Here is a 14,071-nt window from a genome sequence, read left to right as displayed (position 1 = left end):
AGGACCCGCTGCGTGTCCGCTTCGGGAACGCCCCGGCGCGTCAGGCGACCAGGCCCGCCGGCAGTTGCATGGTCACGCAGTGCAGGCTGCCGTTCTGCCAGATCAGCGGCCGGCAGGGCACCTGCACGATCTCGCGGTCCGGAAAGGCCTGCTGCAGTACGGCCGCGGCATCGGCATCGGCCGGATCGCCGTAGGCCGGCATCAGTACGGCGCCGTTGATGATCAGGAAATTGGCGTAGGACGCGGCCAGGCGACGCCCTTCGTCGAGTACCGGCTTGGGCCAGGGCAGCGGGAACAGCCGATAGGGCCTGCCGTCGGCGGTGCGCAGGGCGGCGAGTTCGGCGGCCATCGCCTGCAGGCCCGGATAATGACTGTCGGACGGGTCGTCGCAGGCCTGGTAGGCGATGGCGTCGGGCGCGGCGAAGCGGGCGAGGGTGTCGATGTGGGCGTCGGTGTCGTCCCCTTCCAGGTGGCCGTGGTCGAGCCACAGCACGCGATCCTGCGCCAGCCAGCCGGCAAGTTTTTGATCGAGTTGCTCGCGTGTCGCCCCCGGGTGGCGCTCGCCCAGGCAGGTCCAGGTGGTCAACAGCGTGCCCGCGCCATCGGTTTCAATGGCGCCACCTTCCAGTGCGAAATCAACGGCTTGCCTGGAACTGTTCGAGAAGATTCCCAGTCCATGCAGGCGCTCGACCAGCTGATCGTCCTGGCGCGCATCGAACTTGCCGCCCCAGCCGGTGAACCTGAAATCCATCAGCCGGAAGCCGTCTCCGTCGTGCAGGGTGATCGGCCCCGAGTCGCGCAGCCAGGTGTCGTCGTAGGGCACCTCGACAAAGCGCACCTGGTCCATCTGCACGCGCGCCGAGGACAGGCGCGCGCGCGCATAGGCCTCCACGTCGGCATCGGCCACACAGACGATCGCTGGCTGGAAGCGGGTGATCGCCGCGACCATGGCGATGTAGGTGTCCTCGACTTCGCCCAGCCTGTCGGCCCAGTCGGTGTCGGCGTTCGGCCAGGCGATGAGGACTGCGGACTGGGGCTCCCACTCCGCGGGGAATCGCGCTGTCGCCTGGGTCATGCGGGGAGGGCTGGCTCTGGAAGCTCAGCGGATCGCCGGCCTGGGGCCGGTTTCGCTGGCGGTGGACTGGTTGAGCACCGCATCGATGACGCGGTCGCGCTCGAAGTACACGGTGAACTGCGGGTAGACCCAGCGGTTGATCGTCGGCCACTGGCTCTTCTGGCCGCCGCGAGGGTCGAGCCGTTCGCTGGGTGCGCCGAACCTGGCCTGCACCTGCGCGGTGCTGAGGCCGCGCTCGGGCAGTGCGACGTGCGCCTTGTGCTGCGCGCGGTCGACCAGCAGGGTGTCGGCAGAGGCGGCGCCCGCGCAACACAGCAGTGCGGACAGGACAAGGCATGAGGTCAGGCGCATCTTCAGGGCTCCTCAGGCCCGCAGGCCGTGTTGTGGTGGCCCGGGCGTTGTATCAGATTCACGGGTGCCGCGCCGTGCGCATGTGCGCGCTGCGAAGTGCGCAGCGCATCGGTCCGGCGAAACGCAGGCACGCAAAAAGGCCGCATCGCTGCGGCCCGTTTGCGTACCATCCGACCCGACATCCGGCCTGGGCCGGGCGGGTCGCGCGGATCAGCGCTGGCGCGCCTTGAAACGCGGGTTCGACTTGCAGATCACGAAGACCTTGCCACGGCGACGAACGACCTTGCAGTCGCGGTGACGGGCCTTCGCCGACTTCAGGGAGGACAGGACCTTCATGGGAAACCTCGAAAGCGGGGTTGAAAAAGTAAGCCGCGCATTATAGCGGTGTCGCCGGCGCAGGTTCAAGCCTGTTTTGTGGCGGGTGGCCAGCGCCGCCGTACGGGCGACGTCAAGGGAGCCTGCGGAGCGGTCATGCGGGCGTGGCGCGGACACTGCTTGCTTTTCCGGTGTCCCCTGGGGCGCTTGCTCGGCATGTTGGCCTTCCCTTGGCGCGCTGCGGGATAATCCGCGTCCTCCAGCCACGACCGCAGGCCCATGCCAGATACCGTTCCAGTCCTCACCATCGATGGTCCTTCCGGCTCCGGCAAGGGCACGATCAGCCGCCTCGTGGCGCGGCAACTGGGTTGGAACTATCTCGATTCGGGCGCCCTGTACCGGGCGGTCGGGGTGGCTGCGGGCTGGGCGGGGGTCGACCTGGGTGACGCGGGCGCTCTGGTTCGCTGCACCTTCGATACCGAGGTCGGCTTCCTCGAGGCCGCCGACGGGGAACTGCGCGTGCTGGTTAACAGGCATGACGCGACCGACGAACTGCGCACGGAAACGGCCGGTGCGGCCGCTTCGGCCATCGCCGCCATCGCCGAGGTGCGCGCCGCCCTCACGGACCGGCAGCGCGCATTCCGCCAGCCGCCGGGGCTGGTGGCGGACGGCCGTGACATGGGCACGATCATCTTCCCGGACGCGGCGTTCAAGGTGTTCCTGACCGCCAGCGCCGACGAGCGTGCGGAAAGGCGCTATAAACAGTTGAAGGACAAGGGGGTTTCGGTCACAATGGCCGGTCTGCTGCGCGAGATCCTCGCGCGCGACGCCCGTGACGCCAGTCGCACGGTGGCGCCGTTGCGGCCGGCCATTGATGCCGTCCACATCGACACCACAGGCCTTGGCATCGACGCGGTCGTCGGGCGCGTGCTGGCGCTGGTCGCCCCGTAGGCCGCTTCTGGCGGTCAGCGGGGCGCCGGCGTCTTCGCTGGTCGCGCCGGCAGACAAGCTCCGCCCGGGATGTCCCGTGCGGTTCCATCCACCACCACACTCACGGCCCCACGCATCCCGCGCAGGCCGACAAACGGGTGGACCGTCACGCCTTCATCGGCATGCGGTCTGTGTCATCAACCGGGTATTTGTCCAAATGACCGAATCATTCGCAGAACTGTTCGAAGCCAGCCAGTCGTTCCTGGCAAAGCTCAAGCCGGGCGCCATCGTCACCGGCACCGTGGTCCAGGTGCGCACCGACGTGGTCGTGATCAACGCCGGGCTCAAGTCCGAAGGCATCGTGCCGATCGAACAGTTCCGTAACGACGCCGGCGAGATCGACGTCGCCGAGGGCGATATCGTCAAGGTCGCCCTCGACTCGCTCGAGAACGGCTTCGGCGAGACCGTGCTGTCGCGCGAGAAGGCCAAGCGCGCCATGGTGTGGGACGAGCTGGAAGAAGCGCTCGAGAAGAACGAGACCATCGTTGGCCGCATCAGCGGCAAGGTCAAGGGCGGCTTCACCGTCGACATCAAGGATGTCCGCGCGTTCCTGCCGGGTTCACTGGTCGACGTGCGCCCGGTCCGCGACCCGGTGTACCTCGAGGGCAAGGAACTCGAGTTCAAGCTCATCAAGCTCGACCGCAAGCGCAACAACGTGGTCGTGTCGCGCCGCGCCGTCGTCGAGAGCGAGCACTCCGAGGAGCGCGAGGCGCTGATGGAGAAGCTGGTCGAGGGCGCCGTGCTCAAGGGCGTGGTCAAGAACCTCACCGATTACGGTGCGTTCGTCGACCTGGGCGGCATCGACGGCCTGCTGCACATCACCGACATGGCCTGGAAGCGCGTGCGCCATCCGTCCGAAGTCGTGGAAGTGGGCGCCGAACTCGACGTGCGCGTGCTCAAGTACGACAAGGAACGCAACCGCGTCAGCCTGGGCCTCAAGCAGCTGGGCGAGGATCCGTGGGACAACATCGCGCGCCGTTACCCGTCCAACACCCGCGTGTTCGGCAAGGTCTCCAACGTCACCGATTACGGCGCGTTCGTCGAGATCGAGCCGGGCGTCGAGGGCCTGGTGCACGTGTCGGAGATGGACTGGACCAACAAGAACGTCAACCCGTCCAAGGTGGTGCAGGTCGGTGACGAGCTCGAGGTCATGGTGCTGGACGTGGACGAAGAGCGTCGCCGCATCTCGCTGGGCATCAAGCAGGTCACGTCCAACCCGTGGGAGACCTTCGCGGCCATCCACAAGAAGGGCGACAAGGTCGACGGCCAGATCAAGTCGATCACCGATTTCGGCATCTTCATCGGCCTGGACGGCGGCATCGATGGCCTGATCCACCTGTCCGACATCACCTGGAACTCCACCGGCGAGGAAATCGCGCGCAACTTCAAGAAGGGCGACACGCTTGAGGCGGTGGTGCTGGCGGTCGATCCGGAGCGCGAGCGCATCTCGCTGGGCGTCAAGCAGCTTGAGCAGGATCCGTACGGGCAGTTCCTGGCCAACCACCCGCGTGGCTCCAAGGTCACCGGCACGGTCAAGGAAGTGGACGCCAAGGGTGCGGTCATCGACCTGGGTGAGGGCGTGGAAGGCTATGTGGCCGCCCGTGACGTCGCCGACGTTCGTGTCGACGATGCCAGCCAGCACCTCAAGGTCGGCGATGAGATCGAGGCCAAGTACACCGGCCAGGACCGCAAGAGCCGCACGCTGCAGCTGTCGATCCGCGCCAAGGACGAGGCCGAGGCGGCCGACACCCTGGCCGAGTACAACAAGGTCGCGGCCGAGGCTTCCAGCGGTACCACCAAGCTGGGCGCGCTGCTGCGCGAGCAGTTGGAGAACAAGTCCGAGTGATCGGGCTTGCGGCGTCAGCCGCGTCGTCCGGCCGCAAGGCCGGGCGTCTGGAAAGACGGATGGCCCGGCATTGCCGAGCCATCCATCCGATTGCCCACGGATGCGTCGACGATGACCAAATCGGAACTGATCGAGATCCTCACCCAGCGCCAGGCGCACCTGAAGGCCGACGACGTCGACCTGGCGGTGAAGTCGCTGCTGGAGATGATGGCGGGTTCCCTCGCCAACGGCGACCGGATCGAGATCCGCGGCTTCGGCAGCTTCTCGCTGCATTTCAGGCCGCCGCGCACCGGACGCAATCCCAAGACGGGCGAGGCCGTTGCGCTGCCCGGCAAGCACGTTCCCCACTTCAAACCCGGCAAGGAGCTGCGCGAGCGCGTCACCGCCGTGGTTCCGCTGCCGCTCGAGGAGTAGGGCGCGCCCCTGCGCCTGGCCGCAGCGCATGCGACTGTTCCGCATCCTCTTCGCCATCGTATTCATCGCGCTGGGCATTGCCCTCGGCGCACTCAACCCGCAGTCCGTTGTCCTCGACCTGGGGATCACCGTGCTGCACGCAGGCCTGGGCGTTGTCCTGCTCGCGGCGCTGCTGCTGGGTGCCATCCTCGGTGGCCTGGCGCTGGCCCTTGGCGTGATCGCGCCGCTGCGCCGGGATATTGAACGCAAGCGCGGGCGCGATGACGCGCCGCGTCCCCCCTACGACATGGGAGTCTGAGCCATGGCCTTCGTCACCGAGTGGTTCTGGTTCTTCCTGCTGCTGCCGCTGGCTGCGCTCAGCGGCTGGGTGATCGGCCGGCGCGGCGGTGAGCGCCACAGCGACAGCCAGGTGAGCCGGCTGTCGACCACCTACTTCCGCGGCCTCAACTACCTGCTCAACGAACAGCCGGACAAGGCGATCGAGCTGTTCCTGCACATCGCCGAGCTGGACAAGGAAACCTTCGAGACCCAGCTCGCGCTTGGCCATCTGTTCCGGCGCCGCGGCGAGGTCGACCGGGCGATCCGCCTGCACCAGGGGCTGGCGCAGCGACCGGACCTGAGCGACCCGCAGAAGGTGCAGGCGCTGCTGGCGCTGGGCGAGGACTACATGAAGTCCGGCTTGCTCGATCGCGCCGAGGTGGTGTTCACCGACCTGGCCAAGATCGACCAGCGCGCGCCGCAGGCGCTCAAGCACCTGATCGACATCTACCAGGCCGAGCGCGACTGGGCCAAGGCGATCGAGAACGCGACCCGCTACGAAACAGCGACCGGCGAGCCGATGGGCAAGCTGATCGGGCATTTCGAGTGCGAATTGGCCGACCGCCTGCGCCTGGCCGGGGACGGCGAGGGCGCCCGTGCGGCGGTGGCGCGGGCCTACGCCGCCGATTCGAAGTCGGTGCGGGCGGGCATCCTCGATGGCCGCCTGGAGACCGACGCCGGCAACGACGCGGCGGCAATCCGCGCCTACGAGCGCGCCGCGCGCCACGACACCGATTTCCTGCCCGAGGTGTTGCCGGCGCTGCTGGCTGCCTATGGACGCGTCGGCGACGCGTCCGGGGCACGCAAGTTCCTGGCAGAGATGAGCGAGCATTACCGCGGCGTCGCGCCGGTGCTGGCGCTGGCGCGCCTGCTGGAGGAGCAGGACGGCGTTCCTGCCGCACGCAGCTACCTGGCGCAGCAACTCAAGGACCGTCCCTCGGTCCGGGGCGAGGCGGCGCTGATCGACCTGACCCTCGCCGAGAACCAGGGCTTTTCCACCACCCTGCAGGACCTGCGCCTGATCACCGAGCAGCTGCTGGTACGCAACCCCAGCTACCGCTGCAACCGCTGCGGTTTCGGCGCACGCAGCCACCACTGGCAGTGCCCGAGTTGCAAGGAGTGGGGCACCATCAAGCCGCTGCTGAACTACGCAGTGGTCTGAGATGGGCTGGGCCGGGCTTGTCCTGTGGTTGTTGACCGGGTTCGTGCTGGGCTGCGCAGCCACATGGCTGGCGCGCGGCTACGCGTTGCGGCGGCAGTTGATCGACCAGCCGGGCGCGCGCCGCAGCCACCGCGACGCGACCCCGCGCGGCGGCGGCATCGCGATCGTGCTGGTGCTGCTGGTGGCGATGGCGGTGCTGGCTGCCCGCGTGCCGGCCAGCATCCCCGAGCTGGCCCTGGCCGCAGCCGGGCTTGTGCTGGTGGCGGGCATCGGCTGGATCGATGACCACCGTCCGCTCCCGGCCACGCTGCGGCTGTGCGTGCACGTGCTGGCCGCAGTCCTGCTCTGCATCGGGCTGTGGCTTGCGGGCGCAAGTCCCCTCGACCTTGCCGTGGCTTTCGTCGCAACCGTCGTGTTGACCAATATCTGGAATTTCATGGATGGCATCAACGGCATCGCCGCCAGCCAGGCCGTGCTGGTCGCGAGCGCCTACGCATTGTTCGCGGGACAGGGGCCCGTGTTCTGGCTGGGCCTGGCGCTCGCGGCCGGCGCGTCCGGTTTCCTGCCGTTCAACTTTCCACGGGCGCGAATCTTCATGGGAGATGTCGGCAGTGGCGCGCTGGGCTATGCGCTGGCCTCGCTGCTGGCGGTCTCGTCGCTGCGTGCCGATCCGGGTGTACGGATCCTGCTGCTGTTTCCGCTGCTGCCATTCCTTCTTGACGCCTCGTTGACATTGCTTTCGCGCATGGTGCGTGGAGATCGCTGGTGGGAGCCGCACACCCTGCACGCCTACCAGGCGTGGGCGCGGCGCCGTGGCCATGCACGTGTCGCCCTGTCGTATGTGCTGGCAACCGCAGTCGTTTCCGTCGTCATGTTTGCCATGCGTTCATCGCACTGGTCCTTTATCATGTTGTTGTACGTGGCGTTTCTTTGCTTGGGGGGGCTGGCATGGATGCTGTTGCGAGAATGTCCCGTGGATAGGTATCCGGACACCCTTCGAGACGGGAAGCGCTGAGCATGCAAAGCTGGAAGGATCGGGTCACCGTGACCATGCCGCGACTGGCCGTGGTCGTACACGACCTCGGCATGGTCTGGCTGTGCTGGCTGGCGCTGTACCAGTTCCGCTATACGCTGCAGCCGCTTGCCGCGGTGCCCACGCTGGCAGCGGCCGAAATCCTGCTGGTGCTGGCGGCACAAGGCGCGGTGTTCTGGCAGGTTGGCCTTTACCGCGGCGTGTGGCGCTTCGCGAGCCTGCCCGACCTGCTCAACATCCTCAAGGCGTCGGTGATCGGCCTGTTGGCGATCATGCTGGCGCTGTTCGTCTACAACCGCCTCCATCACGTGCCGCGTTCGGTGCTGCTGCTGTATCCGCTGCTGCTCACTGCATTGCTGGGGATGCCGCGGCTGCTGTACCGGGCCTGGAAGGACCACAGCACCGCGCGCACCGACAAGGCCGTGCTGCGCGTGCTGATCCTGGGCGCGGGCCAGGCCGGTGAAACGCTGGTGCGTGACCTGCGCCGCACGGGCGCCTACTCCCCCGTGGGCTTCCTGGACGATGCGGCCAAGCTGCGCGGCAGCCGCATGCAGGGCATCCCGGTGCTGGGCCGGATCGATGAGGTGGCCAGGATCGCTCCGGAAACCGCTGCCGGCCTGCTGGTCATCGCCATGCCCTCGATCGACGCGGCAACGATGCGCCGTGTGGTTGCGGCCTGCGAACAGACCGGCCTGCCGTTCCGTACCGTGCCCAGGCTGGACGACATGCTGGAGGGCCGTTCGCTGCCCGGCGAGCTGAAGGAAGTCGCGATCGAGGACCTGCTGGGCCGGCAGCCGGTGACGCCGGACTGGAAGGCGATCCGCGGCTGGCTCGGCGGACGCAGCGTGCTGGTGACCGGTGCCGGCGGATCGATCGGTGGCGAGCTGTGCCGCCAGTGTGCGCGCCATGGGGCCAGCCGCATCGCGCTGATCGAGATCGACGAGCTCGCGCTGGTCAAGGCCGAAGCCGGGCTACGCCGGGACTTTCCCCAGATCCAGTGCTTTCCGGTGCTCGGCGACTGCGGCGACCCGGCAGTGATGCGCCACGCACTTGCCCTGTGCAACCCGGATGCGGTCTTCCATGCCGCCGCCTACAAGCAGGTGCCGGTGCTCGAGGGCCAGTTGCGCGAGGCGGTGCGCAACAACGTGCTGGCCACCGAGGTGGTGGCACGCGAGGCGGCGGCGGCGAAGGTCGGCACCTTCGTGCTGATTTCCACCGACAAGGCGGTCGACCCGGTGAACGTGCTCGGTGCGACCAAGCGGCTGGCGGAGATGGTCTGCCAGGCGGTGGCCGAACCCGACGGCACCCATTTCGTCACGGTCCGCTTCGGCAACGTGCTCGACTCGGCCGGCAGCGTGGTGCCGCTGTTCCGTGCGCAGATCCGCAGCGGAGGCCCGGTGACCGTCACCGATCCGGAGGTCACCCGTTACTTCATGACCATCCCGGAAGCCTGCCAGCTGATCATGCAGTCGGTGGCCATCGGCTCCCGCGAGGCGGTCTATACCCTGGACATGGGCGAACCGGTTCCGATCCGCCTGTTGGCCGAACAGATGATCCGACTCGCCGGCAAGCAGCCCGAGCGCGACATCGCGATCGTCTATACCGGCCTGCGCCCCGGCGAGAAGCTGCACGAAACGCTGTTCCACGCCGACGAGCGTTATCGCCCGACGGTCCATCCCAAGATCCTCCAGGCGGAAGCACGGCCGTTCTCGCGCGAGAAGATCCAGCATGCGCTGGTCGTCCTGCGCGAGGCATCGGTCGCCTACGACGTCGAGCTTCTGGGCAGGCTGCTGCGCGAGGCGCTGCCCGAGTTCCAGCCCGCCAAGGGCCTGCCGGGACGCGAGGTCGCCGGCACGGTCGTGGCATTCCCCGCAAGACAGGCGCGCAAGACATGACGCAACGCATCCGCAAGGCCGTATTCCCGGTTGCCGGCCTGGGCACGCGGTTCCTTCCCGCGACCAAGACGGTGCCCAAGGAGATGCTGCCGATCGTCGACCGGCCGCTGATCCAGTACGCCGTCGACGAGGCGGTCGAGGCCGGCTGCGACACCCTGGTGTTCGTGACCAACCGCTACAAGCACGCGGTCGCGGACTATTTCGACAAGGCCTACGAGCTCGAGCAGAAGCTGGAAAAATCCGGCAAGTTCGAGCAGCTCGAGCTGGTGCGCAACGTGCTGCCCGCAGGCGTGCGCGCGGTGTTCGTGACCCAGGCCGAAGCGCTTGGCCTGGGCCATGCCGTGCTGTGCGCGAAGCCGGTGATCGGCGATGAACCGTTCGCCGTGCTGCTGCCGGACGACCTGATCTGGAACCGCAACGGCGATGGCGCGCTCAAGCAGATGGCCGACCATGCCGAAGCCAACGGTGTCGGCGCGATCGCGGTGCAGGATGTGCCGCCGGATCAGACCGGCAGCTACGGCATCGTTGAGACCGAGGGCTTCCATGAGCGCAGCGGTGCGATCCGCCGCATGGTCGAGAAGCCCAGGCCGGAAGACGCGCCAAGCACCCTGGCCGTGGTCGGCCGCTACATCCTGCCGAGCGCGATTTTCGGTCACCTCGAGAACACCGGCCGCGGCGCGGGCGGGGAGATCCAGCTCACCGACGCCATCGCCAGCCTGCTGGCCGAGCACCAGATCGACGCCTACCGCTTCCGCGGCACCCGCTTCGACTGCGGCACCCATATCGGCCTGGTCGAAGCGACGATCCGCTTCGCCCTCGACCACGAGAAGATCAGCGACGCCGCGCGCGACAGCATGACCAGGGCATTGCGCGAGCTTGGCGTCACCGATATCAGCTGAGTCCTCGCGGCGTCGGACGTGCCAACGAGAACGGCGCCCGAAGGCGCCGTTCTTCCCTTGCCGGATGCGACGACTCAGAGCGCCTCGAAGATCCCCGCCGCGCCCATGCCGGTGCCGATGCACATGGTCACCATGCCGTACTTCTGCTTGCGACGGCGCATGCCGTGGACGATGGTCGCGGTGCGGACAGCGCCGGTGGCGCCGAGCGGATGGCCCAGCGCGATCGCGCCGCCGAGCGGGTTGACCTTGTCCGGGTCCAGGTCCGAATCGCGCATCACCGCCAGCGCCTGCGCAGCGAAGGCCTCGTTGAGCTCGATCCAGTCCAACTGGTCCTTGGTGAGGCCGGCCTGCCTGAGCGCCTTCGGGATCGCGGCGATCGGGCCGATGCCCATCACTTCTGGCCGTACGCCGGCCACCGAGAAACTCACGAACCGGGCCAGCGGCGTCAGGCCGTAGTCCTTCACCGCTTGCCCGGAGGCCAGCAGCACGGCGCCTGCGCCATCGCTCATCTGCGAGGAGTTGCCGGCAGTGACCGAGCCTCCGAACTGGCCGTTGCGGAACACGGTCCGCAGCTTCGCCAGTCCCTCGATCGAGGTGTCCGCGCGCGGCCCCTCGTCCTGTTCCACGAGCAGCTTCTTCAGGCGGATGGTGTTGCCGGCGACGTCGGGCAGGCGCGAGACGATCTCGTAGGGCGTGATCTCGTCGTTGAACTCGCCTGCGGCCTGCGCGGCAAGCGCCTTACGGTGCGAAGCGAGCGCGAACGCATCCTGGTCCTCGCGCGACACCTTCCATTCCTCGGCGACCTTCTCGGCGGTGATGCCCATGCCGTAGGCGATGGCGACGTGGTCGTCGCGGAACACCGATGGCGACAGCGCCACCTTGTTGCCCATCATCGGCACCATCGACATCGATTCGGTGCCGCCGGCCAGCATCAGGTCGGCGTTGCCCAAGCGGATCTGGTCGGCCGCCAGTGCGACGGCCTGCAGGCCCGAGGAGCAGAAGCGGTTGATGGTCTGCGCAGCGACGGTGTCGGGCAGGCCGGCCAGCAGCACGCCGATGCGCGCCACATTCATTCCCTGCTCGCCCTCGGGCATGGCGCAGCCGATGATGGCGTCGTCGATGCGCGCGAGGTCGATGCCCGGCGCCTGCGCGACCACGGCCTTGAGAACGTGGGCAAGCATGTCGTCGGGACGGGTGTTGCGGAATACGCCCTTCGGGGCCTTGCCAACCGGGGTGCGGGTGGCGGCGACGATGTAGGCGTCCTGTACTTGTCTGGTCATGATGTCTTTCCGTAAGGAGATGAGGCTGGGGAGGTGAGGTCGGCGGAAACAACCGCTCCACTGACGCTCTTGCGCGCGCGGCGCGCCTGGCTCCCTCACTAGTTCCTGAGCGGCTTGCCCGTCTTGAGCATGTGCCCGATGCGCGCCTGGGTTTTCTCCTGCTGCGCCAGCTCGACGAAGTGGCGGCGCTCGAGCCTGAGCAGCCACTCCTCGTCGACGGTCGCGCGGCGGTCGACCTCGCCGCCGCACAGCACGGTGGCAATGCGGGTGGCGATCTCGTCGTCGTACTCGCTGATGAAGCGGCCTTCGAGCATGTTGACCAGCAGCATGCGGAAGGTGGCGATGCCGACGTCGCCGGCCACCCGGATGCGGCGCGCGGGCAGGGGCGGGCGGTAGCCGGTCTCGGCCAGTCCGCGCGCTTCCTGCCTGGCGATGTGCAACAGCTCGTGGGCGTTGAAAACGACCTTGTCGCCGCCGCGCATCAGGCCGAGTTCCTTCGCCTCGACAGCGGAGGTCGACACCTTGGCCATGGCCACCGTCTCGAAGGTCTTCTTCAGCTCGGCGAACACGTCGCCGCCGGAGCCAGCCGCTTCCGAGGCGCGAACCGCGATCTCCTTGAGGCCGCCGCCAGCCGGCAGCAGGCCGACGCCCGCCTCGACCAGGCCGATATAGCTTTCCAGGTGCGCGACCGTGCGGGCGCTGTGCATCTGGAACTCGCAGCCACCGCCCAGCGCCAGCCCTCGCACTGCGGCCACCACCGGCACCTGCGAATACTTGATGCGCTGGCTGGTGGCCTGGAAGTTGGCCACCATCGCCTCGAACGCGTCCAACTTGCCGGCCTGCAGCAGGCCGAGTGCACCGGCGAGGTCGGCACCGGCCGAGAACGGCTCCTTCGGCTGCCAGATCACCAGGCCGGCGAACTTCTTCTCGGCGATGCCGATTGCTTCCTGCAGCCCGTCCAGCACCTGGTCGGAAACCGTGTGCAGCTTGGTCTTGAAGCTGACCACGCCGATGTCGTCGCCGTCGGTCCACAGGCGCACGCCGTCGTTCTCGAACACCGTCTCGCCCTGCGCGAACGACTCGCCCAGCAGCGGATCGGGGAAGCGCTGGCGCTTGTACACGCCCAGCCCGGAGCGCGGCAGCTTGGCGTCCTGGGCCGGGCTGTAGCTGCCCTCGGCGCCATGCACGCCCTCGCGGCCATCGAACACCCAGTTGGGCAGGGGCGCATCGCTCATGGCCTTGCCGGCGACGATGTCGTCGGCGATGAACGAAGCCACCTGCTTCCAGCCTGCGGCCTGCCAGGTCTCGAACGGGCCCAGCGACCAGCCGTAGCCCCAGCGGATGGCCAGGTCCACGTCGCGCGCCGTCTCGGCGATGTCGGCCAGGTGGTAGGCGCTGTAGTGGAACAGGTCGCGGAATACGGCCCACAGGAACTGCGCCTGCGGATGCTGGCTTTCGCGCAGTTTCGCGAACTTCTCGGCCGGATCCTTCGTCTTGAGGATCTCGACGACCTCATCGGCGGCCTTGCGGTCGGCCGGACGATAGTCCTGCTTCTCGACGTCGAGGACCAGGATGTCCTTGCCGGCCTTGCGGAACACGCCGGCGCCGGTCTTCTGTCCCAGGGCGCCCTTGCCGACCAGCGCCTCCAGCCACTTGGGCGACTTGAAGTAGCGGTGCCAGGGATCATCGGGCAGGGTGTCGGCCATGGTCTTGATGACGTGGGCCATCGTGTCCAGGCCGACCACGTCGGAGGTGCGGTAGGTCGCCGACTTCGGGCGACCGATCAGCGGGCCGGTCAGGGCGTCGACCTCGTCGAAGCCGAGCCCGAACTCGCCGGTGTGGTGCGCGGTGGCCAGGATCGAGAACACGCCGATCCGGTTGCCGATGAAGTTCGGCGTGTCCTTGGCGTAGACCACGCCCTTGCCGAGGGTGCTGGTGAGGAAGGCTTCCAGCCCTTCCAGCACCGCCTTGTCCGTGGTCGTGGCCGGAATCAATTCGGCAAGGTGCATGTAGCGCGGCGGGTTGAAGAAGTGAACGCCGCAGAAGCGCGGGCGAATCTGTTCCGGAAGAACCTCCGCCAACTTGTTGATTCCCAAGCCGGAAGTATTGCTCGCGAGGACCGCATGAGCGGGCACGAACGGGGCGATCTTGCGGTACAGGTCCTGCTTCCAGTCCATCCGCTCGGCGATCGCCTCGATCACCAGGTCGCAGTCGCGCAACTGGTCCAGGCCGGTTTCGTAGTTGGCCGGCGTGATCGCCTCGGCCAGCGAGCGGCTGGCGAGCGGGGCAGGGCTGAGCTTGCCGAGGTTGGCGATCGCCTTGAGAACCACGCCGTCGGGAGCACCTTCCTTGGCGGGCAGGTCGAACAGCACCGTATCGACGCCGGCGTTTGTCAGGTGCGCGGCAATCTGCGCGCCCATGACGCCGGCGCCCAGCACCGCGGCGCGTCGTACAAGCAATTTCTCAGACATGTTCTGCATCCATCTGTTGACT

At 67.7% G+C, this 14,071-nt stretch carries 13 protein-coding genes; 8 read left to right on the top strand and 5 right to left on the bottom strand.

The genetic code is table 11. The features are described 5' to 3' along the window. Positions 1-40: 40 nt before the first annotated feature. From ACW5DW_RS08450 to ykgO, 3 genes are all read right to left on the bottom strand, one after another. Positions 41-1,075, bottom strand: a complete 1,035-nt coding sequence (locus tag ACW5DW_RS08450) for an agmatine deiminase family protein (protein ID WP_457018313.1) — start codon at positions 1,073-1,075, stop codon at positions 41-43. Positions 1,076-1,099: 24 nt separating this feature from the next. Continuing rightward, on the bottom strand, positions 1,100-1,426 hold the full coding sequence (locus ACW5DW_RS08445) for a hypothetical protein (RefSeq protein ID WP_457018312.1): 327 nt from the start codon (positions 1,424-1,426) through the stop codon (positions 1,100-1,102). 210 nt (positions 1,427-1,636) lie between these two features. After that, a complete protein-coding gene (gene ykgO / locus ACW5DW_RS08440; RefSeq protein ID WP_010342887.1) occupies positions 1,637-1,762 on the bottom strand; it encodes a type B 50S ribosomal protein L36 in 126 nt (41 codons plus the stop codon). A gap of 258 nt (positions 1,763-2,020) precedes the next feature. Between ykgO and cmk the strand changes: the two genes are divergently transcribed. The 8 genes from cmk to galU all read left to right on the top strand — a co-directional run bounded on the left by cmk (position 2,021) and on the right by galU (position 10,298). After that, positions 2,021-2,692 carry a (d)CMP kinase gene (cmk, locus tag ACW5DW_RS08435; protein WP_457018311.1) on the top strand — a complete coding sequence of 224 codons (672 nt, stop codon included), beginning with the start codon at positions 2,021-2,023 and terminating at the stop codon, positions 2,690-2,692. A gap of 196 nt (positions 2,693-2,888) precedes the next feature. Continuing rightward, complete coding sequence (gene rpsA / locus ACW5DW_RS08430; protein ID WP_457018310.1) at positions 2,889-4,577, top strand: 30S ribosomal protein S1; 1,689 nt, start codon at positions 2,889-2,891, stop codon at positions 4,575-4,577. A gap of 111 nt (positions 4,578-4,688) precedes the next feature. Next, positions 4,689-4,991, top strand: coding sequence for an integration host factor subunit beta (locus ACW5DW_RS08425; protein ID WP_457018309.1), 303 nt, complete (start codon positions 4,689-4,691; stop codon positions 4,989-4,991). 28 nt (positions 4,992-5,019) lie between these two features. Next, a complete protein-coding gene (locus ACW5DW_RS08420) occupies positions 5,020-5,289 on the top strand; it encodes a lipopolysaccharide assembly protein LapA domain-containing protein (RefSeq protein WP_457018308.1) in 270 nt (89 codons plus the stop codon). A 3-nt stretch (positions 5,290-5,292) separates the two neighbouring features. After that, positions 5,293-6,471 carry a lipopolysaccharide assembly protein LapB gene (gene lapB / locus ACW5DW_RS08415; protein WP_457018307.1) on the top strand — a complete coding sequence of 393 codons (1,179 nt, stop codon included), beginning with the start codon at positions 5,293-5,295 and terminating at the stop codon, positions 6,469-6,471. Between the two features lies 1 nt (position 6,472). Next, entirely contained in the window at positions 6,473-7,486 is a 1,014-nt protein-coding gene (locus tag ACW5DW_RS08410) for an MraY family glycosyltransferase (protein WP_457018306.1), read from the top strand. Positions 7,487-7,488: 2 nt separating this feature from the next. Next, complete coding sequence (locus tag ACW5DW_RS08405; protein ID WP_457018305.1) at positions 7,489-9,399, top strand: polysaccharide biosynthesis protein; 1,911 nt, start codon at positions 7,489-7,491, stop codon at positions 9,397-9,399. Beyond that, positions 9,396-10,298: a UTP--glucose-1-phosphate uridylyltransferase GalU gene (gene galU / locus ACW5DW_RS08400; RefSeq protein ID WP_457018304.1), complete on the top strand. Its 903-nt coding sequence runs from the start codon at positions 9,396-9,398 to the stop codon at positions 10,296-10,298. The genes ACW5DW_RS08405 and galU overlap by 4 nt, the downstream gene beginning before the upstream one ends. Positions 10,299-10,372: 74 nt before the next feature. Here the strand turns inward: galU and ACW5DW_RS08395 are convergent, their stop codons facing one another. Both ACW5DW_RS08395 and ACW5DW_RS08390 read right to left on the bottom strand, forming a co-directional pair. After that, positions 10,373-11,578: an acetyl-CoA C-acyltransferase gene (locus tag ACW5DW_RS08395; protein WP_457018303.1), complete on the bottom strand. Its 1,206-nt coding sequence runs from the start codon at positions 11,576-11,578 to the stop codon at positions 10,373-10,375. 98 nt (positions 11,579-11,676) lie between these two features. Continuing rightward, positions 11,677-14,049, bottom strand: a complete 2,373-nt coding sequence (locus tag ACW5DW_RS08390) for a 3-hydroxyacyl-CoA dehydrogenase/enoyl-CoA hydratase family protein (protein ID WP_457018302.1) — start codon at positions 14,047-14,049, stop codon at positions 11,677-11,679. Positions 14,050-14,071 lie beyond the last annotated feature (22 nt).

It is taken from the genome of Luteimonas sp. A482 (assembly GCF_054072655.1).
Note: the sequence above shows the minus strand (reverse complement) of the source record. Positions and strands in the feature narration are given on the sequence as shown.

Excerpts from the sequence above, each read along its gene's own strand:
- ACW5DW_RS08410 (WP_457018306.1), top strand. The coding sequence starts at position 6,473 with ATGGGCTGGGCCGGGCTTGTCCTGTGGTTGTTGACCGGGTTCGTGCTG.
- ACW5DW_RS08425 (WP_457018309.1), top strand. The coding sequence starts at position 4,689 with ATGACCAAATCGGAACTGATCGAGATCCTCACCCAGCGCCAGGCGCAC.
- ykgO (WP_010342887.1), bottom strand. The coding sequence starts at position 1,762 with ATGAAGGTCCTGTCCTCCCTGAAGTCGGCGAAGGCCCGTCACCGCGAC.
- ACW5DW_RS08420 (WP_457018308.1), top strand. The coding sequence starts at position 5,020 with ATGCGACTGTTCCGCATCCTCTTCGCCATCGTATTCATCGCGCTGGGC.
- ACW5DW_RS08445 (WP_457018312.1), bottom strand. The coding sequence starts at position 1,426 with ATGCGCCTGACCTCATGCCTTGTCCTGTCCGCACTGCTGTGTTGCGCG.
- ACW5DW_RS08405 (WP_457018305.1), top strand. The coding sequence starts at position 7,489 with ATGCAAAGCTGGAAGGATCGGGTCACCGTGACCATGCCGCGACTGGCC.
- cmk (WP_457018311.1), top strand. The coding sequence starts at position 2,021 with ATGCCAGATACCGTTCCAGTCCTCACCATCGATGGTCCTTCCGGCTCC.
- ACW5DW_RS08390 (WP_457018302.1), bottom strand. The coding sequence starts at position 14,049 with ATGTCTGAGAAATTGCTTGTACGACGCGCCGCGGTGCTGGGCGCCGGC.
- rpsA (WP_457018310.1), top strand. The coding sequence starts at position 2,889 with ATGACCGAATCATTCGCAGAACTGTTCGAAGCCAGCCAGTCGTTCCTG.
- galU (WP_457018304.1), top strand. The coding sequence starts at position 9,396 with ATGACGCAACGCATCCGCAAGGCCGTATTCCCGGTTGCCGGCCTGGGC.
- lapB (WP_457018307.1), top strand. The coding sequence starts at position 5,293 with ATGGCCTTCGTCACCGAGTGGTTCTGGTTCTTCCTGCTGCTGCCGCTG.
- ACW5DW_RS08395 (WP_457018303.1), bottom strand. The coding sequence starts at position 11,578 with ATGACCAGACAAGTACAGGACGCCTACATCGTCGCCGCCACCCGCACC.
- ACW5DW_RS08450 (WP_457018313.1), bottom strand. The coding sequence starts at position 1,075 with ATGACCCAGGCGACAGCGCGATTCCCCGCGGAGTGGGAGCCCCAGTCC.